Here is a 23,322-nt window from a genome sequence, read left to right as displayed (position 1 = left end):
GCACACAAGCCGGATCAATCTCACCACCGCTCCAGATGCAGCCTTAACCGCGACGCGCCTTCACCGCGTCGGCAAGCTGACGCAGGATCGTCTCGGTATCTTCCCAACCGATACAGGCATCGGTGACGCTTTTCCCATAAACCAGCGGTTCACCGCTCTCAAGGCTCTGGTTGCCTTCTACAAGATGGCTTTCAATCATCACGCCGATAATCGCGTTTTCGCCACTCGCTATTTGCTGGCACACATCCGCGCCCACTTCCATTTGCTTTTTGTATTGCTTGCTGGAGTTCGCGTGGCTGAAGTCAATCATCACCTGCGGCGCCAGGCCCGCTTTAGTCAGCCCGTCTTTCACTTGCGCAACGTGGCTGGCGCTGTAGTTAGGCTCTTTGCCGCCGCGCAGAATAATATGGCAGTCGCCATTGCCGCTGGTATTCACAATGGCGGAATGGCCCCACTTCGTCACCGAAAGGAAGCAGTGCGGCGCGCCCGCTGCATTAATGGCGTCGATAGCCACTTTGATGGTGCCGTCGGTGCCATTTTTAAAACCCACCGGGCAGGAAAGGCCAGAAGCCAGTTCGCGGTGCACCTGAGATTCCGTGGTACGCGCGCCAATAGCGCCCCAGCTCATCAGGTCCGCCATGTATTGCGGGGTGATCATATCGAGAAACTCTCCCGCAGCGGGCAAACCGGTATTATTGATATCCAGCAGTAACTTACGCGCGATCCGCAGACCATCGTTGATCTGGAAGCTGTTATCCATGTGCGGATCGTTGATAAGCCCTTTCCAGCCAACCGTGGTGCGCGGCTTTTCGAAATAGACGCGCATAACCACTTCCAGCTCGCCTTTCAGCGCTTCACGCAGTTTCAACAGGCGAGACGCATACTCTTTCGCCGCTTGCGGATCGTGAATGGAGCACGGGCCGATAACCACCAGCAGGCGGTCGTCGTTACCCCGCAGGATTTTATGGATGGCCTGGCGGGCGTGAGAAACGGTCTGCGCCGCTTTTTCCGTCGCCGGGAATTTCTCTAACAGGGCGACAGGAGGGAGTAATTCGTTAATTTCTTTGATACGTAAGTCGTCGTTCTGATAATTCATGATCGTTCCGGTCGTACTCTATAGTTTTTGATAAGTTTCAATACCCCCAATCTATCTTGTCGCGCCAGAAGTGTAAACGCGCTTTTACACTTTGGCAGGAAAATTCCTGGAAATGCGCGATTGTTCGCCATCAGGTAGCGAAAAAAGAGATCCCGGCTACACTTTTTAACTGTTAACACTATGTTTTTACTTTATTTCCCGATCACATTCTGCTTTACGAAGCGGAAGTGGTTATTTCAACCACCTTATGGGTGCTGAGCAAACAAACCTGTCTCAGTGCACTGTTGGAAGCGATGTCCAACAACTACGATCAGAACAGGAGCATGCAATGAATAAATTAGCCTCTTTAATCCTGACGACGACAATTATGGCTAGCGGCGCGGCATTTGCGGCTTCCGGCGGTTCAGCAGCAGGCGGCGCAGGCGGTAATAACAATGGACAAGCTAACTCCAGCGCCGAAGCGGGCCAGGTCGCACCGGATGCGAAACAAAACCTTGCGCCGAATGGCGTGAACAACAACAACATTAATAGCGGTAGCGGTACTACCGGAACCACTGGCGGTGCGATGGGTTCCGGCACGGGTACCAACTCCAGCAGCAACACTAACTCTGGCTCTACCGGCACCCTCTCCGGTGACGGCATGACCACTGACGAAGTGCATAAAAACACCATGTGTAAAGACGGTCGTTGCCCGGACGTGAATAAGAAAGTGGAAACCGGCAGCGGTAACAACAACGACGTCAACACCAAAACTGACGGCACGACGCACTAAACCGCCAGACTATAGCAAGTCGCCGAAGGAGAGCTTATGCTCTCCTTTGTTTTTTCTGTTTTTGACGCGCGCTGGCGCCTGGCAGACTGAAAGAGCATCATAAAGTTAAAACGAAAACAGCACATCAGAGGCTTATTTGCTATGGCGCATTCCCATTCTCACTCCCCTGCTTCGCATTCGCAGGATGCTAACGCTCGCAGGCTTTTTATCGCTTTTGCCATTACGGCCGCCTTTATGGTGCTGGAGGTTATTGGCGGACTGCTTTCCGGCTCGCTGGCGCTGCTGGCGGATGCAGGCCACATGCTGACGGACGCCGCCGCCCTGCTGGTGGCGCTACTGGCCGTGCGGTTCGCCCGCCTTCCGCCTAATTCGCGACACACTTTCGGCTGGCTGCGCCTGACGACGCTCGCGGCTTTTGTGAATGCGCTGGCGTTGCTGGTGATTACCGTGTTGATTGTCTGGGAAGCCATAGAGCGTTTTTATGCGCCCCGCCCTGTCGCAGGCGGCGCCATGCTCGCCATCGCCTTCGCCGGGCTTATCGCTAACCTGCTCTCTTTCTGGATTTTGCATCGCGGCAGCGAAGAGAAAAACATGAACGTTCGGGCAGCGGCGCTGCACGTGCTGGGCGATTTACTGGGTTCTGTGGGCGCTATTGTCGCGGCGCTCATTATTCTCACCACCGGCTGGACGCCCATCGACCCCATTCTGTCGATTCTGGTCTCCTGCCTGGTGCTGCGTAGCGCCTGGAGTTTGTTGAAAGAGAGTCTGAACGAATTGCTGGAAGGCGCGCCGAAAACCCTGGATGTCCGCGCCCTAAAGCGCGAGCTTTCCAACGCTATCCCGGAAGTGCGCGACGTGCACCATGTTCACGTCTGGCTGGTGGGCGAGCGGCCATTAATGACGCTTCACGTGCAGGTCATTCCCCCGCACGATCATGACGCCCTGCTTGGCCGCATACACCACTTTCTTTCGCATAAGTATCAGGTTGAACACGCCACCGTTCAGATGGAATACCAGCCCTGCGCTGGCATAGATTGTCATCTTAACGAGCCGCAGGCAGCGCATTCGCACCACCACGGCCATCATCATTAATGCGCCAGCGCGCGTGACCCTTGCTCGCGCGCGCTTTTCATCCACATACGGCTGCCATTCAGCGCGATAAACGTCAGCAGCAGGTATTCAAGCGACATAGCGTAAACACCCTGGCGTGCGAAAATCACCACGCTAATCACGTTGATGATCACCCACAGCAGCCAGTTTTCCACATATTTGCGAGTCATCAGGATCTGCGCCACGATGGAAAGCACCATCAGACAGGAATCCCAGAACGGGAAGGCGTCCGGCGCAAGCGTCGGCATGGTGACATTCAGCCCAAACGTCTGCATGGCTGTCACAGCCACGCGTGTCAGTACAGCAAAGACCGGATCTATCCAGACAGTCATGGCGCCAATCGCTATGACGCATGCTGCCAGCCAGGCTATTGCCTTAGGCACAGGTAGCCAGCGTATGCGCAACGCCGCCTGGTTATCGGCGGTTTGCCGTGACCAGGCGTACCAGCCATAAATATTGGCGGCAAAAAAGAAAAGCTGAAGCAGCAGGCTGGCATAAAGCTGGATCTGGAAAAAGATAATCGCGAAAAGCGTTACGTTGATTAAACCAAACGCGTAGTTACTGATTTTTTCAAGACTCGCCAGCCAGATACAAAGCAACCCGGCAAGGGTGCCCACCGCCTCTATCCACGACAGGTTATAACCGCCCGTGCCGAGCGGGATGTGAACGAGAATATTGTTAACGCTAAAAAAATCCATATCTTCCCCTGAGCGAAAACCGCTTTTGCGTTACCTGGCCTGTAAGTTGGCCTGACAGGCTGTTGATATAAAACCGAACCTAGCCCCGAAGTGTAGCGGCAAAATCCAGCATGCGGTTAAGCGGCAACAAAGCCCCTTCACGCAGTTTTGCGTCAACATGGATTTCATGCATCGCTCCACCTTGTTCCAGGCCCTCAGCGATAGCTTTTAAGCCGTTCATCGCCATCCATGGACAATGGGCGCAGCTGCGGCAAGTTGCCCCTTCGCCGGCAGTCGGTGCTTCAAATAACTCTTTATCCGGCACCGCCTGCTGCATTTTGTAAAAAATCCCGCGATCGGTCGCCACGATAAGCTGCTTATTCGGCAACGTTCTGGCGGCGTTGATAAGCTGGCTGGTGGAGCCCACCGCATCAGCCATATCTACGACCGCCTGCGGAGATTCAGGATGCACCAGCACAGCCGCCCCGGGATAGAGCGCTTTCATGCGCGCCAGCGACTGTGTTTTGAACTCATCATGCACGATACAGGCGCCCTGCCAGCAGAGCACATCTGCGCCGGTTTGCTTTTGCACATAGTTTCCAAGATGGCGATCCGGCGCCCAGATAATCTTTTCGCCAAGGCTGTCGAGATGTTCAATCAGTTCAACGGCGATGCTTGAGGTGACGACCCAGTCCGCCCGGGCTTTAACCGCAGCAGAAGTGTTAGCGTAGACCACCACGGTGCGATCCGGATGCGCGTCGCAAAAAGCGCTGAATTCATCAACCGGACAGCCTAAATCCAGCGAGCATTCCGCCTGCAAGGTAGGCATGAGGATCGTTTTTTCCGGGCTAAGAATTTTGGCCGTCTCGCCCATAAAACGAACGCCGGCAACCAGAAGGGTCTTCGCAGGATGTTTAGCCCCAAAGCGGGCCATTTCCAGCGAATCGGAGATGCAGCCCCCAGTCTCCTCAGCCAACGCCTGAATTTCCGGGTCGGTGTAATAATGCGCGACCATGACGGCGTCGCGCTCTTTAAGCAGGCGCTTTATTTTTTTGCGGTAGAAATCTTTCTCGTCTTGTTTCAGTGGCGCAGGTTTAGGCGGAAAGGGATAAATAGCGGCTTGCGGATCGAACATCACGCTCATCATGCTCTCTCGTTTTACTGGCTTAACAAAATTGCCTTTCTCAAGCGCGATAAGACAAAGATAAGCCATGGATGTTTTATATACTAAACAAGATAGCGGATTGGCAATGAAAAGTCACTTTCTATTCATCGAAACCGTTTTAGCCGGGTACGTTTCGCTTGTGCGAGCCCCAACGCCGGAGAAGCGTGAAAAGAGAGGCGTTTTCAACGAGACGACAGTAATGCTGCTTGAGAGGTTAGTTGCGTTCTGGACAGCCAAAAGCCGCTTTTTACACTGGTGGGTCGTGCAGGATAACTCGCTTCGCTCGCCCTTCGGGCCGCCGCCGCAAGCGGCGTTGTTGTCTCACTACGTTCGACCCGAACCTGCGCAGGGCCGAATCTTCCTGACGTACAGACAGCAAAAAGGCGCCTTTAGGGCGCCTTTTTACACTGGTGGGTCGTGCAGGATAACTCGCTTCGCTCGCCCTTCGGGCCGTCGCCGCAAGCGGCGTCGTTGTCTCACTTCGTTCGACCCGAACCTGCGCAGGTTCGAATCTTTCTGACGTACAGACAGCAAAAAGGCGCCTTTAGGGCGCCTTTTTACACTGGTGGGTCGTGCAGGATTCGAACCTGCGACCAATTGATTAAAAGTCAACTGCTCTACCAACTGAGCTAACGACCCCTTGCGGGTATTGCATGAAATATTTACTGCTATGCCACTGATTAAGTGGTGGGTCGTGCAGGATGGCTCGGCTTCGCCTCGCATGCCGTTGCTGCGCAACGTTATCCTTCACGATTTCGCTATTCAAACTACTTTAGCGAGTGGTGGGTCGTGCAGGATTCGAACCTGCGACCAATTGATTAAAAGTCAACTGCTCTACCAACTGAGCTAACGACCCGAAGTGGTGGGTGATGACGGGATCGAACCGCCGACCCCCTCCTTGTAAGGGAGGTGCTCTCCCAGCTGAGCTAATCACCCGATACTACGCTGGAAAGGTGTTTCCACCTTTAAGTGGTGGGTCGTGCAGGATTCGAACCTGCGACCAATTGATTAAAAGTCAACTGCTCTACCAACTGAGCTAACGACCCACTTTTTTGCCGCTACAGGCTTGTTTCATATCCCGTGGCAACGGCGGCATATATTACTGATTTAAGAATCTGACGCAACATAAATTTCGATACAGATCACTTAACTGCTTAGTAATCGCACGGCAAGACCAGAAAAACAGCGCTTACTGGTCAAGCCGTACGCATCACATTGCATTCAGACGTTTTTGCGCCTGTTTTGCGCCGTCGGTACCAGGATATTTGGTAATAACTTGCTGATAAACCGCCTTCGCTTTTGCCGTATCGCCTTTGTCCTGCATGATGACGCCTACCTTAAACATGGCGTCAGCCGCTTTCGGCGATTTAGGGTAATTTTTCACCACCGAGGCAAAGTAAAACGCGGCGTCATCTTTTTTACCCTTGTTGTAATTCAACTGCCCGAGCCAGTAATTCGCATTAGGCTGGTAGGTTGAATCCGGGTATTGCTTGATGAAATTCTGAAACGCGGCGATGGCTTCATCCTGGCGCGACTTATCCTGCACCAGCGCGATAGCGGCGTTGTAATCGGTATTAGCATCGCCGCTTTGCACTGGCGCCGCCGCGGCTGGCGCACTCGCAGAAGGATTCGGTGCCGCAGCCGCGCTGCTTTGCTCGCCGCTTGCGCCCTGCGTAGCGGCCGCCCCACCGCTGCTCAGACTGTCAATCTGCAAAAGGATTTGCTTTTGACGTTCGACAATTTGATTCAGCTGATACTGGTTTTCCTGAATCTGACCGCGCAGGGAATCAATATCGGACTGATTATCGGAAAGCTGCTGCTGGAGTTGAGTTAAGAGTTGGCTGTGAGCGTTAGAAATACGCTCAAGTTGTGTGACGCGGTCTTCGACCGAGCCTGAGCCGACGCTACTGATTGGCGCCTGAGCAAAAGCGGCCCAGGGGGCCGCTATGCCAACCAGCAACGACAGACCCAACAGGTGATGTCTGAAGTTACTGCTCATGCGATTCTCTTAGTAAACCAGTACGGCGCGACGGTTTTTAGCGTAAGCCGCTTCGTCGTGACCCAGTACTGCGGGTTTTTCTTTACCGTAAGAAACGATGGAGATCTGATCAGCGGAAACGCCTTTACCTTGCAGGTACATTTTAACGGCGTTAGCACGACGTTCACCCAGGGAGATGTTGTACTCCGGAGTGCCGCGCTCATCCGCATGACCTTCTACGGTGACTTTGTAAGACGGGTTGCTACGCAGGAAGTTAGCGTGCGCATCCAGCATCGCAGCAAAGTCAGAACGAATGTCATACTTGTCCAGATCGAAGTAAACAATGTTGTTCTGTTGCAGCTGCTGCATCTGCAAACGAGCCTGCTCTTCAGAAGACATGTTGCCGCCGCCGTTAGCATCCATACCAGTGCCGGCACCCAGCATGCCTTCGCCGCTCTGGTCGTTGCTTGCGTTCTTGTTGGAAGAACACGCCGCGATTGCCATAACAGGCAGAGCCAGCATCAGCCCTTTCAGCACTTTGTTCAGTTGCATTTCTTTGATTCCTTTAATAATCAATTATTTATTATCACAGATACGGCGACCAGGCCGGGAATTTAACCTGACCATCAGTTGCCGGAAGACGCGCTTTGAAACGCCCATCTGTAGAAACCAGATTCAGCACGGATCCCATCCCCTGAGAAGAGCTGTAGATTACCATGGTGCCGTTAGGTGCCAGACTCGGCGTTTCATCCAGGAACGTTGACGACAAAGTTTGTACGCCACCCGTTGCCAGATCTTGTTTAGCGATGTTCTGAGCGCCGCCGTTGGAGCTCACCATCACCAGGAATTTACCGTCAGAGCTGACATCCGCATCCTGATTCTGAGAGCCTTCCCAGGTCAGACGCTGCGGCGCGCCGCCATTAACGTTAACTTTATAAACCTGCGGACGACCTGCCTGGTCGGAGGTATAGGCCAGAGTCTGGCTGTCCGGGAACCAGGTCGGTTCGGTGTTATTGCTGCGGCCATCCGTCACCTGACGAATCTGGCCAGAGCCGATATCCATCACATAGAGGTTCAGGCTACCGGTTTTAGAGAGCGCGAAAGCGAGCTTGCTGCCATCCGGCGAGAAGGCCGGCGCCCCGTTGTGACGCGGGAACGAAGCAACCTGACGCACAGCGCCGTTGGAAAGCGTCTGGATAACCAGCGCGGAACGGCCGCTCTCAAATGTCACGTAGGCAAGCTTGCTGCCGTCCGGGGACCATGCCGGAGACATCAGCGGTTGCGGAGAACGGTGAACAACGAACTGGTTATAGCCGTCGTAATCCGATACGCGAAGTTCATAAGGGAACTGGCCGCCATTGGTTTGCACTACATAGGCGATACGGGTGCGGAATGCGCCTTTAATGCCCGTCAGCTTTTCAAAGACTTCATCGCTTGCGGTGTGGCCCGCATAACGCAGCCACTGCTTGTTCACTTTATAGGAGTTCTGCGCAAGCACGGTGCCCGGCGCGCCGCCGGTATCCACGAGCTGATAAGCAACCGTGTAACTGCCGTCGCCGTTCGGGGTAACCTGGCCGACTACAACCGCATCAATACCGAGCGCCGACCAGGCGGCAGGCTGCACTTCCTGTGCGGAAGCAGGCTGCTGCGGCAGACGAGAGCGGTCGAGCGGGTTGAATTTACCGCTGTTGCGAAGGTCGGCTGCCACAATGCCGCCGATATCTTCAGGCGCGGCGCCAGGACCTGCCCATTTAAACGGCGCAACGCCGATAGGACGCGCCGAGTCTACCCCCTGGGTAATCTCAATACGGACTTCTGCGTGCAGCACCGCTGCCCACAGCATTAAAACACTGAATGCTAATCGTAATGCCTGCTTCATCGTATCTCCCTTATCTGGACGCGACGCCCACGATAACTTAGCAGAAGGTTAACAAACTTCATTTCAAACACTCTCACCTCTGAGACTCACCTTAGTACGATTTTCCCCGCTTGCGCGGGGAAATTGTGATTAAGGCTTAAAGTCCAACGGTGCGTTTTTAAAGACTTCATAGACAGCCTGGCTTGGCGGCTTCGGAATTCTCGCCTGGCGAGCGGCTGAAATCGCCGCCTGGCAGAGCGCCGGGTCGCCGCCTTCTGACTGAATATCAAGCAGCAGCCCATCGGGCGCCAGTTTTATACGCAGCGTACAGGTTTTGCCTGAGTACGAAGACGCATCGTAAAACTTGCTCTCAATGGCAGATTTGATCTGCGAAGCATAGCTGTTGATTTCAGCGCCAGAAGCGCCATTGTTTTTACTATTACCCGTCCCGGCAGGCGCTGCATTAGTTCCCTTAGCCCCGCCGCCGGATTTCGGCGCATTCTTACCAGAGCTGAGATCGCCAAGCAAGTCATCAACGCCCGCTGCCGCTGCGGCTTTTTCCGCTGCGGCTTTCTTCGCGGCGGCGGCTTTGTCTGCGGCCGCTTTCTTCGCGGCAGCCGCTTTTTCAGCCGCCGCTGCTTTTTCTGCGGCGGCTTTTTCCGCAGCCGCTTTCTCAGCCGCTGCGGCCTTTGCAGCGGCCGCTTTTTCAGCTTTTTCGGCGGCGGCTTTCTCCGCGGCGGCTTTCTTCGCAGCTTCCGCGGCCGCTTTTTTCTCCGCCTCTTGCTGCGCTTTTTTAGCGGCCGCTTCCTGGGCTTTCTTCTCAGCGGCTTTCGCCGCTTTCGCCGCCTCTTCCTGCGCTTTCTTTTGTGCGTCGGCAGCGGCTTTTGCAGCCTCTTCCTGCGCTTTTTTCTGAGCATCAGCGGCCGCTTTCTTCGCGGCTTCTTCCGCGGCTTTCGCCTGCGCATCCGCCTTCGCTTTAGCTTCCGCCGCCGCTTTAGCCTGTGCTTCGGCTTGTGCTTTAGCGTCTGCCGCCGCTTTCGCCGCCGCTGCCTCGGCTTGCTTCTGCTGTTCCTGCGCACGCTTCGCCGCCTCTTCAGCCTGCTTCTGCTGTTCGGCTTGCTGGCGCGCTTGTTCCTGCGCTTCGAGACGCTCTTTTTCAAGCTGCTTCAAACGCTCCTGCTCGGCGGCCTGCTTCTCCTGAAGCTCTTCCGCCTGCTGTTGCGCCTGCTTTTCACGCTGCTCGGCGGCGCGGCGCGCGCTCGCCTGTTGTTGTTGCTGACGATTATATTGCTGCACCACCGCGCCAGGATCGACCATTACCGCATCAATGGCCGACCCACCGCCGCCGCCGGCAGCTTCGTCAATGTGCTCATCAAACGAGCTCCAGACCAGCAGTGCAATCAGCAAGACGTGCAGCACTACTGAAATGATTATCGCTCGTTTCAGCTTATCGTTTTGTTCGGTTGCCTTTGACACTCTCGGTTCCCAAAAAACTGTTCACCCGTTGCACACAACGCTTAGATTGGCTGCGTCATTAAACCGACAGATTTCACACCCGCCTGATGCAACAGGTTCAGCGCTTTAATAATTTCATCGTAAGGGACATCTTTAGCGCCACCGATAAGAAAGACCGTTTTCGGATTCGCCTGCAAACGACGCTGAGCTTCCGCCACTACCTGTTCGGAAGGCAGTTGATCAAGACGATCTTTTTCCACCACCACGCTGTACTGCCCTACCCCGGACACTTCAATAATGACCGGTGGGTCATCGTTGGTGCTGACCGTTTTAGAGTCCGTGGCGTCCGGCAGGTCCACTTCAACGCTCTGGGTGATTATCGGCGCTGTTGCCATAAAGATGAGCAGCAGCACCAGCAATACGTCCAGCAGCGGCACGATGTTGATTTCAGACTTAAGATCGCGACGACCCCGTCCACGTGTTCTGGCCATGGTTTACCCCTTGCTGCTTTCGCTGCTGGTAAATGCCTGACGATGCAAAATAGCCGTGAACTCTTCCATGAAGTTGTCGTAATTCAGTTCCAGCTTGTTTACACGCTGGTTCAGGCGGTTATAAGCCATAACGGCGGGAATAGCCGCAAACAAACCGATAGCGGTTGCGATCAACGCTTCTGCGATGCCCGGCGCCACCATTTGCAGCGTCGCCTGCTTCACAGCGCCAAGGGCGATAAAAGCGTGCATGATGCCCCAGACGGTGCCGAACAGACCGATATAGGGACTAATGGAGCCGACAGTGCCGAGGAAAGGAATATGTGTTTCCAGCGTTTCCAGTTCACGGTTCATGGAGATGCGCATGGCGCGCGACGCGCCCTCGACAATCGCCTCTGGCGCATGGCTGTTAGCACGGTGCAGGCGAGCGAACTCTTTAAAACCCGCGTAAAAGATTTGCTCTGAACCGCTCAGGTTTTCACGGCGGCCCTGGCTTTCCTGATAAAGACGAGAAAGTTCGATACCCGACCAAAACTTGTCTTCAAACGCTTCCGCTTCGCGGCTCGCCGCGTTAAGAATGCGCGTTCTCTGAATGATAATGGCCCAGGATGCGATAGAAAAACCAATCAAAATCAACATGATAAGTTTAACCAGAAGGCTCGCCTTCAGGAACAAATCAAGGATATTCATGTCAGTCACTGCTTGAACTCCGCGACAATAGACTTGGGAAGCGCTCGAGGCTTCATTATGAGTGGATCAACGCAGACAATTTTAACCTCGGCTTCGTTGAGGAGAACATTGTCGGCATTGACTATCCGCTGCGTGAAGATCAGTGAAGTCCCACGCATCGATGTAATTTCAGTCTGGATTTCGAGTAAATCGTCGAGTCGGGCAGGCGCAAAATACTCAAGCGTCATCTTGCGTACGACGAAGGCCACGCGCTCAGCCAGCAATTCCTGCTGACTAAAGTGGTGATGGCGCAGCATCTCTGTGCGTGCTCTTTCATAAAAAGCGACATAACTGGCGTGATAAACCACACCACCGGCATCGGTATCTTCGTAATAGACACGGACCGGCCATCGAAACAGCGTTGTGCTCACTCTACATCCCGGTAATGCAATTAAACGGTGCTTACTATACGCAAGAGGTTGTAGGTTTGGAATGGGTTGAAGTAAACGGAGAGTAAATATTTATGGGTCGTTAACGACCCATAAATAACAGTGGTGAGTTGTTGCTCAGAAGAAGAAAAACAGCAGCCCGGCAAGCAAAATCAGGTCTGCGATAAGCGGGGAAAAGAGCCCCTGCCAGCGAGGGGTACGAAGCCGGAATCCCGTGCCGTGGATCACCCCTGCGCAGACGGCCCAGATGATCAGCAGACCATGCCAGATTTCAAGCTCGCTGGTCTTCGCCGCAAAGCGGCTCGGATCCCAGAACACGCAGCCGGCAAGCGCCAGCGCCATTATCAAGGAAAGAGCCCGCAAGGGGCCCTTATCCATTACTGCGTAAAGCGTTGTGATGAGGTTATTCATCAATGCTCTTCTTTGCCGGCTTTGGTCGCTTCAACATGTTCAAGCGCCAGCGCGGTGATGATCCCAAAAGCACAGGCAAGAAGCGTTCCTAAAATCCATGCGAAATACCACATAATCAGCTCCTTACTTAGTACAGAGAGTGGGTGTTGCTTTCAATATGCTCTTTGGTGATGCGGCCGAACATTTTCCAGTAGCACCAGCTGGAGTAGAGCAGAATAATCGGTACGAACACGGCGGCCACGTAGGTCATCACGGTCAGCGTTAGCTGGCTGGAGGTGGCATCCCACATCGTCAGGCTGGCGTTCATCATAACGCTGGAAGGCATAACGAACGGGAACATCGCAATACCTGCGGTCAGGATAACGCACGCCAGCGTTAGCGAAGAGAAAACAAACGCCCACGCGCCTCTTTCCATACGCGACGCCAGAATAGTCAACACCGGCAGCGCTACGCCAAGCGCAGGCAGAGCCCACAGGACTGGCGTATTGTTGAAATTGGCAAGCCATGCGCCAGCTTCACGCGTTACTTCTTTCGTCAGCGGGTTCGACGCCGCATGAACGTCAATCGTTGAAGTCACAACATAACCATCGATGCCAAACACCACCCAAACGCCCGCCAGCACGAAGCAGACCATCATCACCAGCGCAGAGAGCTGCGCGGTATTACGGGAACGCAGGTGCAGCTCGCCAACGGTACGCATTTGCAGGTAAGTCGCGCCCTGGGTGATGATCATCGCTACGCTGACGATACCTGCCAGCAGGCCAAACGGGTTCAGTAGCTGGAAGAAGTTGCCGGTGTAGGTTAAACGCAGGTATTCATCGACGGTAAACGGCACGCCTTGCAGCAGGTTGCCAAACGCCACGCCGATAACCAGCGGCGGCACAAAGCTGCCGATAAAGATGCCCCAGTCCCACATATTGCGCCAGCGGCTGTCTTCAATTTTCGAACGGTAGTCGAAACCAACCGGGCGGAAGAATAGCGAAGCCAACACCAGGATCATCGCAACGTAAAAGCCGGAGAACGCTGCCGCGTAGACCATCGGCCAGGCGGCGAACAGCGCGCCGCCAGCAGTGATAAGCCACACCTGGTTGCCGTCCCAGTGCGGCGCGATGGTGTTAATCATTACGCGACGTTCAGTATCGGTACGGCCCAGTACGCGTGTCAGCATGCCGACACCCATGTCAAAACCATCGGTGACAGCGAAACCAATCAGCAGAATGCCAACCAGCAGCCACCAGACAAAACGCAATACTTCATAATCAATCATTTCTCTCTCCTCGCTTAGCGTGCCGGCTGAGAAGCCACGGTGGACTGCTGATACGCATCAGTTTCCCCGTTGGGTTTATCAGACTGCTCATGATGGTAGCGACCGGTTTTCAGGCTGCTTGGTCCCAGACGGGCGAATTTGAACATCAGGAAAAGTTCCGCCACCAGGAACAGCGTATAAAGGCCGCAAATCAGCACCATAGAGAAGATGATGTCGCCTGCCGTCAGGGTTGAGTTCGCGACCGCTGTTGGCAGCACTTCGCCGATGGCCCACGGCTGACGACCATATTCCGCCACAAACCAGCCCGCTTCGACCGCTATCCACGGCAGAGGAATGCCGTAAAACGCCGCGCGCAGCAGCCATTTCTTCTCGCCGATGCGGTTACGAAGAACGCTCCAGAACGCCGCGCCGATAATCAGCAGCATTAATACGCCGCAGGCCACCATAATGCGGAAGGAGAAGTAAAGCGGCGCCACTGCCGGAATGGAATCCTGCGTTGCCTGCTTAATCTGCTCTTCTGTGGCGTCAGCCACGTTCGGGGTGTAGCGTTTAAGCAGCAGCCCATAACCCAGGTCTTTCTTGACGCTATTGAATTCGTCGCGAACGGCCTGATCGGTAGCGCCGCCGCGCAGCTGCTCCAGCAACTGATAAGCTTTCATGCCATTACGGATACGCGCTTCATGCTGCACCATCAGATCTTTCAGGCCGATAACCGGCGTATCGACGGAACGGGTCGCGATAATGCCCAGCGCGTAAGGAATTTGAATAGCGAAGTGGTTTTCCTGCGCTTGTTGATCGGGAATGCCGAACAGCGTAAACGCCGCAGGCGCCGGCTGTGTTTCCCATTCCGCTTCAATCGCCGCCAGTTTGGTTTTCTGAACGTCGCCCATCTCGTAGCCGGATTCATCGCCCAGTACGATAACGGAAAGAACAGCCGCCATGCCGAAGCTCGCCGCAATAGCGAAAGAACGTTTAGCGAAAGCGAAGTCGCGGCCTTTCAGCATGTACCATGCGCTGATGCCCAGGATAAACATCGCGCCGGTACAGTAACCTGCTGCGACGGTGTGAACGAACTTCACTTGCGCAACCGGGTTCAGGACCAGTTCGGAGAAGCTCACCATCTCCATGCGCATGGTTTCGAAGTTGAAATCAGAAGCAACGGGGTTTTGCATCCAGCCGTTGGCTACCAGGATCCAGAGCGCGGAAAGGTTGGAACCCAGCGCAACCAGCCAGGTCACAGCCATATGCTGCACTTTGCTCAGGCGATCCCAGCCAAAGAAAAACAGGCCGACAAAAGTGGATTCAAGGAAAAACGCCATCAAGCCTTCGATGGCCAGGGGCGCGCCAAAAATATCGCCCACATAATGAGAATAATAAGACCAGTTTGTTCCGAACTGGAACTCCATGGTCAAGCCGGTCGCCACGCCCAGCGCAAAGTTGATTGCAAACAACTTGCCCCAGAACCTGGTCATATCTTTATAGATTTGTTTACCAGAGAGGACGTAAACCGTTTCCATAATAGCCAGCAGGAACGCCATACCCAGCGTCAGCGGCACAAACAGAAAGTGATACATCGCGGTCAAGGCAAACTGTAAGCGCGACAGTTCGACTATATCTAACATCTTGACTCCTTGCTCTTCGCATGAAGACTTTGAATGCGGCTCCCGTTACCGGTTTCCACAACGCATGCCCCAATAGAAATACATTTGCTTCCGACGCGCCAAAGCCGCATCACTGGCGTGATGTAAAAAAACAATGGCGAAAGGTTACAAATACGTTAAATAAAACAAATTGATTCGACAAATATATTACGCCGCAAATCCCTTACAATAAACAGCTTTTTACAGCGTGTTATTTGCGTTTTTCGACGGTGATCAATTTATAGCGAAATGGGGCCAGGCACCAGATTGATTTGGCGCAAATTTACAAAAATATTTATCTAACGCCATATGCTAACTATTGATCTGGCTCAATTTATGGCATTCATGTTAACAATGTTTCACCATGCTATCCCTGGTGATCTTATTGTTAAATATTTGTTCCTTTAAAGCCTGCGAGAGTTAATTGACAGTAATAATTTCTGTAATCGATTATTTACCAGGAGGGCGAAACAAAAATAAAGAGAGGGAAAGATAAAGAGTGTTAAATACATCACGAAATTTTATTTAAATACCGTTTGTAGAGTTTATACATAAAATAAGTTAATCAAATTATCATTTAATTAACATTTAACGACGATTTAAAAAAGCGACGCCTGGCGGGATTATCCTCAGACGCCGCTTTTTATTCAGGCGCGCGGATGTAACGTTATTTTAAACGTTCGCGACTGGCCGGGCTTTAACAAGCCCGTTGCGGCGGATTGATGTTGAACATGCGGACAGACCCTTTCCCGCATATCTGTTTCCTGCCACTGCGCGATGTGCGAGGTAAACGCCAGTTGCCCTTCACAGGTTTCATTGTGAGAAGGATTGTAAACCCGCAGGATCAGCGCCTCGTCATCTTCCGCTTTTTTCAGCGCGCTGAGCTGGCATTCCACTGGCGACATGGTCATCAGCGAGTAGTGTGATGGTGTGGTGAAGGGCACGCTGTTGAGCTTCATCGCATCCCACGGGATTTTGTTATAGCACTGTACCGGCGTTAACCATGCGCGGGCCTGCTGCGCAACGCCTGCCCCTGCGGCCGTTCCGGTATAGCTGAACAGGCTGAAGCGACAGCGCAGCTTACCGCGCATTTGCGAATCGGGAACCGGTAGTTTGATACCGGAAGGACGGCCCGGTCTCAGCAGTAAATTCTCTTTGCCCAGCAACCCGACGCCGCGCAACAGGGTCAGCGCAAAGGTTTTTTGTTGCTCGCCGAGGATTTCTACTTCCCGCAGCCCTTCGCTAAACAGCGCCAGCCCCTGACGCTGCGACTCCAGCGCGCAGTAGTTAAGGAAATTCCACACCGGTACCGGCGCTTCTTTCCACCCCTCCTGCTGCCAGGTCTCCATGGCGCTCTCTTTTACCGGACGCTGGATAGCGCCAAACTGGGTATCGCACAGTACGCTGTCGCAATGAAACGGCGTCGGGATCAACACCCGCAGGCGATGGTCAGCAGCCTGATTATCAATCACCATTTCTATATCCACCCGCCGCTGATGGTGCGCAAGGGTAATGCGACATTCCGCCTCAACGCGCCCGGTGGCTTCACGACGCGCCCGCTGCGCCAGATCTTGCGGCACCGCCATCGTTAGCCGCAGCACCGCCGTGCTCTGCCAGGCCTCATGGATCACCTCAACCTGATGTTCGCCCTCGGTTGAGCGGATAATCCACTCTTCGCGCGCCGGTGAATAATCGTATTCGTCGCCGTCGTCGGATCCCTCCTCCAGGGTCAGCACCCGGTCGTATATCAGCCCGGTTTGCTTATCGCGCATTTTCAGGGTGCCGTCAGGGTTGATGTCGATACGCCAGAAGCCATTCTCCAGCAGCGCATCGCCAGGCGCCGGCAACGTGGTTTGAAGCCCTTTCTCCGCGATCACCTCCAGCGTCAGATAGCCCATGGCGGGCAACACCTGGCATAGCTGGATGTCGTACTCCCTAAACGGCTCGTAGTTGCCATAGTGGACGATTTGCCGGTCCACCAGCCCCGGGTCGATTTCCCGTGCCGCGCGGATGAAATATTCCACCGGGTTGCCCGCGCAATCCCGCAGCGCAAACTGCGCGGCGCGGATACGCAGCGTGGTGTTAATCACCTCCTGGCGCGGATAAGGCATCAGGTTAAACAACACCAGCTTATCGCCCTCGCCTTGCGGCATGGCATCGACGATTTTGCGTTGGGTAAAGCGCAGCAGGTTGTCCGCCATGTCCTCGGCCAGTTCAAAACGCGCCATGATCTCCCGGTGTACTTTGTCGCTACAGCAGCAGCCGATGCTGTCATGGGCGTGATTTTTTAAGATCTCTTTCCACATTTTCTCCAGCAGGCCATGGTGATAGTCAAATCCCAGGCGCCAGGCGATGGATTTCAGCGGCTCCAGCAGATTGACGATTTTGTTCTCGATGCGCGCGTGGGCAATTTTAATATCCATTCGCGTTGAGCCGATGGTGCGATGAACGCGCATATATTTGCCGTCGATAAATTCGCCTTTCAGCGTGTCGAGGCGCTCACGCTGCTGTTCAATTCGCTCAAACACCGTTTCGAAGCGGCTCATCACAAACTCGCGCTCGGGGTAAATTTCCCGCAGCCTGGCGATCACGCTGAAAATATTTTGCTGCAACGGCATCTGGTCGTGACCGTTCGGCAACAGGATCTCTTTGGTGAGCGAAGCTTTCTCCAGCACCGCAAAGTAGCTGTCGAGCCGTTTGCGCAGACCCGCTTCGTCATCAGGCAGATATTTGCCGATGGCGTAACCGAGCGGCAGCACCTGGACCGCCACTTCACTGCCCTCCCCGCTCTGCCAGAGAAATTCGGTTTTATCGCTGCCGTGGCGCTCGGAACAGCCGCGCCAGAACATAGCGCGGGTAATGCCAAAACCGTTAAAGATATGCGGAAGCTGCCCCGACATGCCGAAAGAGTCCGGCAGATAGCCAATCATCATCGGCTCGCCAAATTCCCGGCAGTCGCGCAACCCGTACATCAGGTTACGGACTATCGATTCTCCCGCCACGATGGTGGTGTCGGTCTGGGTATACCAGGGACCGATGATCAGCCTTCCCGCCTCGACCAGCGCTTTGACCCGCTGCCGGTTTTCCGGCTTCACGGCGAAATAGTCTTCGAGGATCGCCGTCTGGCCGTCGAGCACGTAAAAGGGATACGCCGGGTCCTGCTCCAGCCGGGCGAGGATCTCCTCCATATTGTTGACCAACAAAATACGCGACTCTTCGGTGGTGAAATACCATTCCCGATCCCAGTGCATATGAGGCGTAATATGAACACGCGATACAGCTTTCATTGTGGTTTCCTTTTATTCCGTCTCAGCGTAAACGTCATACTGGCCATGCTTCACCCCATGGCGACGCCAGAGCAGTAAAATCGAGGTGGAGATAGCCGTGCCGACCAGCGCCGCGCCGAACCAGACCGCCGCCGCCATCACGCCGCCCAGACCTGCGTCATGCAGCAAAAACAGCGAGAAAATTCCCGCGCCAGGGGTCGACAGGCCGATATGCATCGCCCCCACAATGGCCCCGGTCGCCATCGACCCCAGCACGAAGGAACCAATCACCCGCAGCGGATCTTCAATCGCCATCGGGATCGCCCCTTCGGTGATCCCCGCCAGGCCGAGCAGCCAGGTGGATTTCCCGGTCTCGATTTCAAATTGTTTAAACAGCTGCGGGGCGATCAGCGTCGAGGCGGTCACCGTGAACGCCGACACCATTTTTACCGAGGCGAAAATGGCGTACGGGCCCAACACGCCGTTCGCCATCGCCCCGAGGCAGAAGGCGTAGGAGGCTTTGTTTACCGGTCCGCCCAGGTCAAAAGAGCACATAAAGCCGATAATCGCGCCGAGCAGCAGCGCGTTGCTGCCAGACAGCCCGTTCAGCCACTGCGTCAGCCCGTTATTCAGCCAGGCTACCGGCGCGCCGACAGCAAACAGCATCAGGCTGCCCGCCGCTAACGTGCCGATCACCGGGTAGAGATAGAAGGTCAGGAAGCCGTTGAACTGGCTGGACAGGCGCAGATGACGCTTCACCCAGCGCATCAGATACCCGGCGATCAGGCCGCCCGCCACGCCGCCAAGAAAGCCCGCGCCGATCATATTGGCGGCCAGTCCCGCCGCGAATCCGGGCGCTAACGCCGGTTTATCCGCCAGCGAACAGGCGGTATACGCCGCCAGCACCGGCACCATCAGCGCGCCGAGCATGCCGCCGCCCAGTTTGCGGTACATCCACAGCCATGAATTTTCCAAATCGAACAGATGCTGTAAGCCGAAAATTTGCACCAGCAGCACCGCCACCGCCAGCACCGTCCCGCCCGCGACAATCAGCGGCACGGCGTACGAAATGCCGCTCAGCAGCGCCTGTTTCAGCTCCGCCTTTACGCCGCGCGCGGCGGGCGTTGACGCTACCGGGCGCTGCTGAGCGGCAAGCGGTTCCAGCGCCAGCGCCTGCCGGAGCAGTTCCGGCGCACGGCGAATCGGTTCGGCAACCGGAACAGACAGACACGGCAGATGGGCAAAACGCTCCGCTTCTTTCACCGCCACTTCAGCGGCAAAAATACAGGCGTGAGCATCGCGCAATTGTTGCGCCGTCAGCCGACCTTCAATGCCGTTTGCCCCCTGGGTTTCCACATGCACGTGAACACCCAACTGGCGTCCGGCTTTTTCCAGATACTCTGCCGCCATAAAAGTGTGGGCGATGCCTGCCGGACAGGCGGTGACGCAAACAATCGTCGGCTTATGGCGCTCGGGTTGCGGCTCGGCGGATTGCGCCGGGGGTTGGGCATTCAGCAGCGCAAACACCTGTTGCGCGCTTGTCGTCGCCAGCAGCTGTTCGCGTACCTCGTCATCCACCAGCCGCGAGGTTAACGCCGTCAGCAGTTGCATATGCGTGGTGCCTGCCTCCTGCGGCGGGATCGCCAGCAGAATAATCAAGTTGACCTGTTCATCGCCGTCAACCCCCTGCCAGGCAAGCGGCTCCGCCAGCGTCGCCAGGGCAAAGCTTGCAGAAGTGACGGCTGAAGATTTCCCGTGCGGCACCGCCAGCCCTTCGCCTAATGCCGTCGGGCCCTGCGCCTCACGCGCCAGCACATCAGTCAAAAAAAGATCCACATCCTGCAATTTTCCCTGCTGCATCAGGCTCTGCGCCAGGATCCGCAACGCCTGATCGCGGTCGCTAAACCGCTGGTGGAGGAAAACAGAGTCAGGATGGGTTAACGCGGTCAAATCCATACGTGCCTCGCTGAGAGTGAGTCGCGGCCTCGGTTGCCGCTTTGGCGGATCCTGACACAACCGATAATACCTTTATGTGATCACTTTCAACTTCACCAAAATTTGTATTCTATTTGTATTGTTTACTATTCAACGTAATCTGCCAGAATCGTTAAATTGTGTGCAAAGGGTATTAAGCGGGAGGATGTGATGGCCCAGAAGCCGATGTATCGCCAGATAGCTGATGCGATTGGTCATCAGATCGAACGCGGGGAATTAAAACCTGGCGATGCGCTGCCGACCGAATCGGCGCTCCAGGCGCAGTTTGGCGTCAGCCGCGTTACGGTGCGCAAGGCGCTGAAGCAGCTTACCGAGCAAAATAGTATTGAGAGCATCCAGGGCAGCGGCACCTATGTGAAACAGGAGCGCGTCCATTACGACATTTATCAGCTCACCAGCTTTTACGAGAAACTGGCCGACCGGAAGGTGGAAACCCACAGCGAGGTATTAACCTTCGAAGTGATTACTCCCTCCCCGCACCTTGCCGGGCAACTGAATCTGAGCGAAAGCGATAAGGTGTGGCACGTAAAGCGGCTGCGCTTTATCCAGCAAAAACCGGTTACGCTGGAGGAAACCTGGATGCCGCTGGCGCTGTTCCCGGATCTCACCTGGGAAGTGATGGAAAAATCCAAATATCACTACATCGAAGCGGTAAAAAAGTTGGTGATCGACCGCAGCGAACAGGAGATTCTGGCGGTGATGCCTACCCCGGAGGTGGCGAAAGCGTTGGGTCTCGATCCGGCGCACCCGACGCTTGAGAAAGTGTCGCGCGGTTTTTTGAAAGACGGCAGCGTATTTGAATACAGCCGAAATATTTTTAAAAGCGACGATTACAAATTCACGCTGGTCGCCCGGCGTCAGCATTAAAAAAGGCCACCCGAAGGTGGCCAACCATGTCGAAAGATGGAACCGAACGTCTTGTTCTCTTCTGACAAGAGCGTTTTATTTCAGAATAGTGCTCAGCGCGTCGCCAATATCGGCCAGGCTGCGAACGGTTTTAACGCCAGCCGCTTCCAGCGCAGCGAATTTTTCATCCGCAGTGCCTTTGCCGCCCGCGATAATCGCGCCCGCATGGCCCATACGCTTGCCTTTAGGCGCGGTAACGCCCGCGATGTAGCCCACAACCGGTTTGGTGACGTGATCTTTAATGTACGCCGCCGCTTCTTCTTCCGCGCTACCGCCAATCTCGCCGATCATGACGATCGCTTCGGTCTGCGGATCTTCCTGGAACAGTTTCAGGATGTCGATAAAGTTAGAGCCCGGGATCGGATCGCCGCCGATACCTACGCAGGTAGACTGGCCGAAACCGTAATCCGTGGTCTGCTTAACCGCTTCATAAGTCAGCGTACCGGAGCGGGAAACAATGCCCACTTTGCCTGGCTTGTGAATGTGGCCCGGCATGATGCCGATTTTGCATTCGCCTGGGGTGATAACGCCCGGGCAGTTCGGGCCGATCATGCGTACGCCCGCTTCATCCAGCTTCACCTTAACGGTCAGCATATCCAGTGTCGGAATGCCTTCGGTGATGGTGATAATCAGCTTAATGCCTGCATCGATAGCTTCCAGAATGGAGTCTTTGCAGAACGGCGCCGGAACGTAGATAACGGACGCGGTCGCGCCAGTCGCCTCCACTGCTTCGCGAACGGTGTTGAATACAGGCAGGCCCAGGTGCGTGGTGCCGCCCTTGCCCGGCGTTACGCCGCCGACCATCTGGGTGCCGTACGCGATCGCCTGCTCGGAGTGGAAAGTCCCCTGGCTGCCGGTGAAACCCTGGCAGATAACTTTGGTGTTTTTATCAATTAAAACAGACATTATTTCCCCTCCACCGCAGCAACAACCTGCTGCGCAGCATCCGTCAGGCTTGTCGCCGCAATAATATTCAGGCCGCTTTCCGCCAGCTTCTGCGCGCCAAGTTCGGCGTTGTTGCCTTCAAGACGCACCACCACCGGCACGTTGACGCCAACTTCTTCCACCGCGCCGATGATGCCGTCAGCAATCAGGTCGCAGCGTACGATACCGCCGAAAATGTTCACCAGAACGGCTTTCACTTTGTCGTCCGACAGGATGATTTTGAACGCTTCGGTTACGCGCTCTTTGGTTGCGCCGCCGCCCACATCGAGGAAGTTCGCCGGCTGGCCGCCGTGCAGCTTAACGATGTCCATGGTGCCCATCGCAAGGCCCGCGCCGTTAACCATGCAGCCAATGTTGCCATCCAGCGCCACGTAGTTCAGTTCCCACTGCGCAGCGTGCGCTTCGCGAGCGTCTTCCTGGCTGTGGTCGCGCATTTCGCGCAGATCCGGCTGGCGGAACAGCGCGTTGCCGTCCGCGCCCAGTTTGCCGTCGAGGCAAATCAGGTCGCCTTGTTTGGTGATAACCAGCGGGTTGATTTCGACCAGCGCCAGGTCACGCTCCAGGAACAGGTTGGCAAGGCCCATAAAGATTTTGGTGAACTGCTGAACCTGTTTGCCTTCCAGACCGAGTTTGAACGCCAGCTCGCGGCCCTGATAAGGCATCGGGCCGGTCAGCGGGTCGAGCGCCATTTTGTGGATCAGGTGCGGCGTTTCTTCCGCGACTTTTTCGATTTCCACGCCGCCTTCGGTAGAGGCCATAAAGACCACGCGACGCGTGCCGCGGTCGACAACGGCGCCCAGGTAAAGCTCTTTATCAATGTCTGTCGCGCCTTCAACCAGGATTTGGTTAACCGGTTGACCATTGGCGTCTGTTTGATAGGTCACCAGACGCTTGCCCAGCCACTGCTCGGCAAAAGCGCGGATCTCTTCCTTGCTCTTCACCACTTTCACGCCGCCCGCTTTGCCGCGACCGCCTGCGTGAACCTGGCATTTTACTACCCACGGACCTGCACCGATTTTAGACGCGGCTTCTTCTGCTTCACGCGGGGTAGTACAGGCATAACCCACCGGCGCCGGTAAGCCATACCGGGCAAACAGCTGTTTCGCCTGATATTCGTGTAAGTTCATGTGTTCTATCCATTAAGACTTAAGAGCCATTAAGCTCGGGTACTGACG

Annotated in this window: 21 protein-coding genes, 4 tRNA genes and 2 other RNA genes; 3 read left to right on the top strand and 24 right to left on the bottom strand. The window is 55.1% G+C overall.

Features of this window, described 5'->3' with window-relative positions; translation table 11 throughout:
• Nucleotides 1-43: 43 nt before the first annotated feature.
• On the bottom strand, nt 44-1,096 hold the full coding sequence (aroG, locus tag DW56_RS16765) for a 3-deoxy-7-phosphoheptulonate synthase AroG (RefSeq protein WP_024552445.1): 1,053 nt from the start codon (nt 1,094-1,096) through the stop codon (nt 44-46).
• A 328-nt stretch (nt 1,097-1,424) separates the two neighbouring features.
• Here aroG and DW56_RS16760 point away from each other — a divergent pair, with 328 nt between their 5' ends.
• Nucleotides 1,425-1,868, top strand: a complete 444-nt coding sequence (locus tag DW56_RS16760) for a protein YbgS (RefSeq protein WP_024552444.1) — start codon at nt 1,425-1,427, stop codon at nt 1,866-1,868.
• 141 nt (nt 1,869-2,009) lie between these two features.
• Nucleotides 2,010-2,960, top strand: coding sequence for a CDF family zinc transporter ZitB (zitB, locus tag DW56_RS16755; protein ID WP_024552443.1), 951 nt, complete (start codon nt 2,010-2,012; stop codon nt 2,958-2,960).
• Here the strand turns inward: zitB and pnuC are convergent.
• The 21 genes from pnuC to mngA all read right to left on the bottom strand — a co-directional run bounded on the left by pnuC (nt 2,957) and on the right by mngA (nt 20,257).
• Nucleotides 2,957-3,676 (bottom strand): nicotinamide riboside transporter PnuC, encoded by a 720-nt coding sequence (gene pnuC, locus DW56_RS16750; protein WP_024552442.1) that lies wholly within the window; start codon nt 3,674-3,676, stop codon nt 2,957-2,959. The genes zitB and pnuC overlap by 4 nt on opposite strands.
• 79 nt (nt 3,677-3,755) lie before the next feature.
• Nucleotides 3,756-4,799 carry a quinolinate synthase NadA gene (gene nadA, locus DW56_RS16745; RefSeq protein ID WP_024552441.1) on the bottom strand — a complete coding sequence of 348 codons (1,044 nt, stop codon included), beginning with the start codon at nt 4,797-4,799 and terminating at the stop codon, nt 3,756-3,758.
• Between the two features lie 274 nt (nt 4,800-5,073).
• Nucleotides 5,074-5,206: non-coding RNA, RtT sRNA (locus DW56_RS21850), on the bottom strand.
• A gap of 22 nt (nt 5,207-5,228) precedes the next feature.
• Nucleotides 5,229-5,353, bottom strand: a non-coding RNA gene (locus DW56_RS21845) — RtT sRNA.
• A gap of 30 nt (nt 5,354-5,383) precedes the next feature.
• Nucleotides 5,384-5,459, bottom strand: a tRNA-Lys gene (locus DW56_RS16735).
• A gap of 141 nt (nt 5,460-5,600) precedes the next feature.
• Nucleotides 5,601-5,676, bottom strand: a tRNA-Lys gene (locus tag DW56_RS16730).
• A gap of 4 nt (nt 5,677-5,680) precedes the next feature.
• Nucleotides 5,681-5,756: transfer RNA gene (locus tag DW56_RS16725), tRNA-Val, on the bottom strand.
• 34 nt (nt 5,757-5,790) lie between these two features.
• A tRNA-Lys gene (locus tag DW56_RS16720) sits at nt 5,791-5,866 on the bottom strand.
• 164 nt (nt 5,867-6,030) lie between these two features.
• On the bottom strand, nt 6,031-6,819 hold the full coding sequence (gene cpoB / locus DW56_RS16715; protein ID WP_024552440.1) for a cell division protein CpoB: 789 nt from the start codon (nt 6,817-6,819) through the stop codon (nt 6,031-6,033).
• A gap of 9 nt (nt 6,820-6,828) precedes the next feature.
• The gene (gene pal, locus DW56_RS16710) at nt 6,829-7,350 is read right to left on the bottom strand and encodes a peptidoglycan-associated lipoprotein Pal (protein ID WP_024552439.1); all 522 of its coding nucleotides are present in this window, start codon (nt 7,348-7,350) and stop codon (nt 6,829-6,831) included.
• Nucleotides 7,351-7,384: 34 nt separating this feature from the next.
• Entirely contained in the window at nt 7,385-8,677 is a 1,293-nt protein-coding gene (gene tolB / locus DW56_RS16705; protein WP_024552438.1) for a Tol-Pal system beta propeller repeat protein TolB, read from the bottom strand.
• 129 nt (nt 8,678-8,806) lie between these two features.
• A complete protein-coding gene (gene tolA, locus DW56_RS16700) occupies nt 8,807-10,132 on the bottom strand; it encodes a cell envelope integrity protein TolA (RefSeq protein WP_024552437.1) in 1,326 nt (441 codons plus the stop codon).
• Nucleotides 10,133-10,173: 41 nt separating this feature from the next.
• On the bottom strand, nt 10,174-10,602 hold the full coding sequence (gene tolR, locus DW56_RS16695; RefSeq protein WP_024552436.1) for a colicin uptake protein TolR: 429 nt from the start codon (nt 10,600-10,602) through the stop codon (nt 10,174-10,176).
• 3 nt (nt 10,603-10,605) lie between these two features.
• Nucleotides 10,606-11,298, bottom strand: a complete 693-nt coding sequence (tolQ, locus tag DW56_RS16690; protein ID WP_024552435.1) for a Tol-Pal system protein TolQ — start codon at nt 11,296-11,298, stop codon at nt 10,606-10,608.
• The gene (gene ybgC / locus DW56_RS16685; RefSeq protein WP_024552434.1) at nt 11,295-11,699 is read right to left on the bottom strand and encodes a tol-pal system-associated acyl-CoA thioesterase; all 405 of its coding nucleotides are present in this window, start codon (nt 11,697-11,699) and stop codon (nt 11,295-11,297) included. Before ybgC ends, tolQ begins: the two co-directional genes overlap by 4 nt.
• Before the next feature lie 135 nt (nt 11,700-11,834).
• Nucleotides 11,835-12,128: a cyd operon protein YbgE gene (ybgE, locus tag DW56_RS16680; protein ID WP_024552433.1), complete on the bottom strand. Its 294-nt coding sequence runs from the start codon at nt 12,126-12,128 to the stop codon at nt 11,835-11,837.
• Entirely contained in the window at nt 12,128-12,241 is a 114-nt protein-coding gene (cydX, locus tag DW56_RS16675) for a cytochrome bd-I oxidase subunit CydX (protein WP_049292487.1), read from the bottom strand. Before cydX ends, ybgE begins: the two co-directional genes overlap by 1 nt.
• A gap of 14 nt (nt 12,242-12,255) precedes the next feature.
• Nucleotides 12,256-13,395 (bottom strand): cytochrome d ubiquinol oxidase subunit II, encoded by a 1,140-nt coding sequence (gene cydB, locus DW56_RS16670; protein ID WP_024552432.1) that lies wholly within the window; start codon nt 13,393-13,395, stop codon nt 12,256-12,258.
• Between the two features lie 14 nt (nt 13,396-13,409).
• On the bottom strand, nt 13,410-15,017 hold the full coding sequence (gene cydA / locus DW56_RS16665) for a cytochrome ubiquinol oxidase subunit I (RefSeq protein WP_029590034.1): 1,608 nt from the start codon (nt 15,015-15,017) through the stop codon (nt 13,410-13,412).
• Between the two features lie 665 nt (nt 15,018-15,682).
• Nucleotides 15,683-18,322, bottom strand: coding sequence for a mannosylglycerate hydrolase (gene mngB / locus DW56_RS16660; protein ID WP_024552430.1), 2,640 nt, complete (start codon nt 18,320-18,322; stop codon nt 15,683-15,685).
• A gap of 12 nt (nt 18,323-18,334) precedes the next feature.
• Complete coding sequence (gene mngA, locus DW56_RS16655; RefSeq protein WP_024552429.1) at nt 18,335-20,257, bottom strand: PTS 2-O-a-mannosyl-D-glycerate transporter subunit IIABC; 1,923 nt, start codon at nt 20,255-20,257, stop codon at nt 18,335-18,337.
• A 189-nt stretch (nt 20,258-20,446) separates the two neighbouring features.
• On the opposite strand from mngA, the gene DW56_RS16650 reads away from it, so the two are divergent.
• Nucleotides 20,447-21,163: a GntR family transcriptional regulator gene (locus DW56_RS16650; RefSeq protein ID WP_024552428.1), complete on the top strand. Its 717-nt coding sequence runs from the start codon at nt 20,447-20,449 to the stop codon at nt 21,161-21,163.
• Between the two features lie 75 nt (nt 21,164-21,238).
• Here the strand turns inward: DW56_RS16650 and sucD are convergent, their stop codons facing one another.
• Together sucD and sucC are read right to left on the bottom strand one after the other, a co-directional pair.
• On the bottom strand, nt 21,239-22,108 hold the full coding sequence (gene sucD, locus DW56_RS16645; RefSeq protein ID WP_024552427.1) for a succinate--CoA ligase subunit alpha: 870 nt from the start codon (nt 22,106-22,108) through the stop codon (nt 21,239-21,241).
• Nucleotides 22,108-23,274, bottom strand: a complete 1,167-nt coding sequence (sucC, locus tag DW56_RS16640; protein ID WP_024552426.1) for an ADP-forming succinate--CoA ligase subunit beta — start codon at nt 23,272-23,274, stop codon at nt 22,108-22,110. Before sucC ends, sucD begins: the two co-directional genes overlap by 1 nt.
• Nucleotides 23,275-23,322: the final 48 nt, after the last annotated feature.

Origin of the sequence: Franconibacter helveticus LMG 23732 (assembly GCF_000463115.2) — a bacterium.
In the GTDB taxonomy this organism is placed as follows: domain Bacteria; phylum Pseudomonadota; class Gammaproteobacteria; order Enterobacterales; family Enterobacteriaceae; genus Franconibacter; species Franconibacter helveticus.
This window is presented reverse-complemented; position numbering and strand designations above follow the sequence as displayed.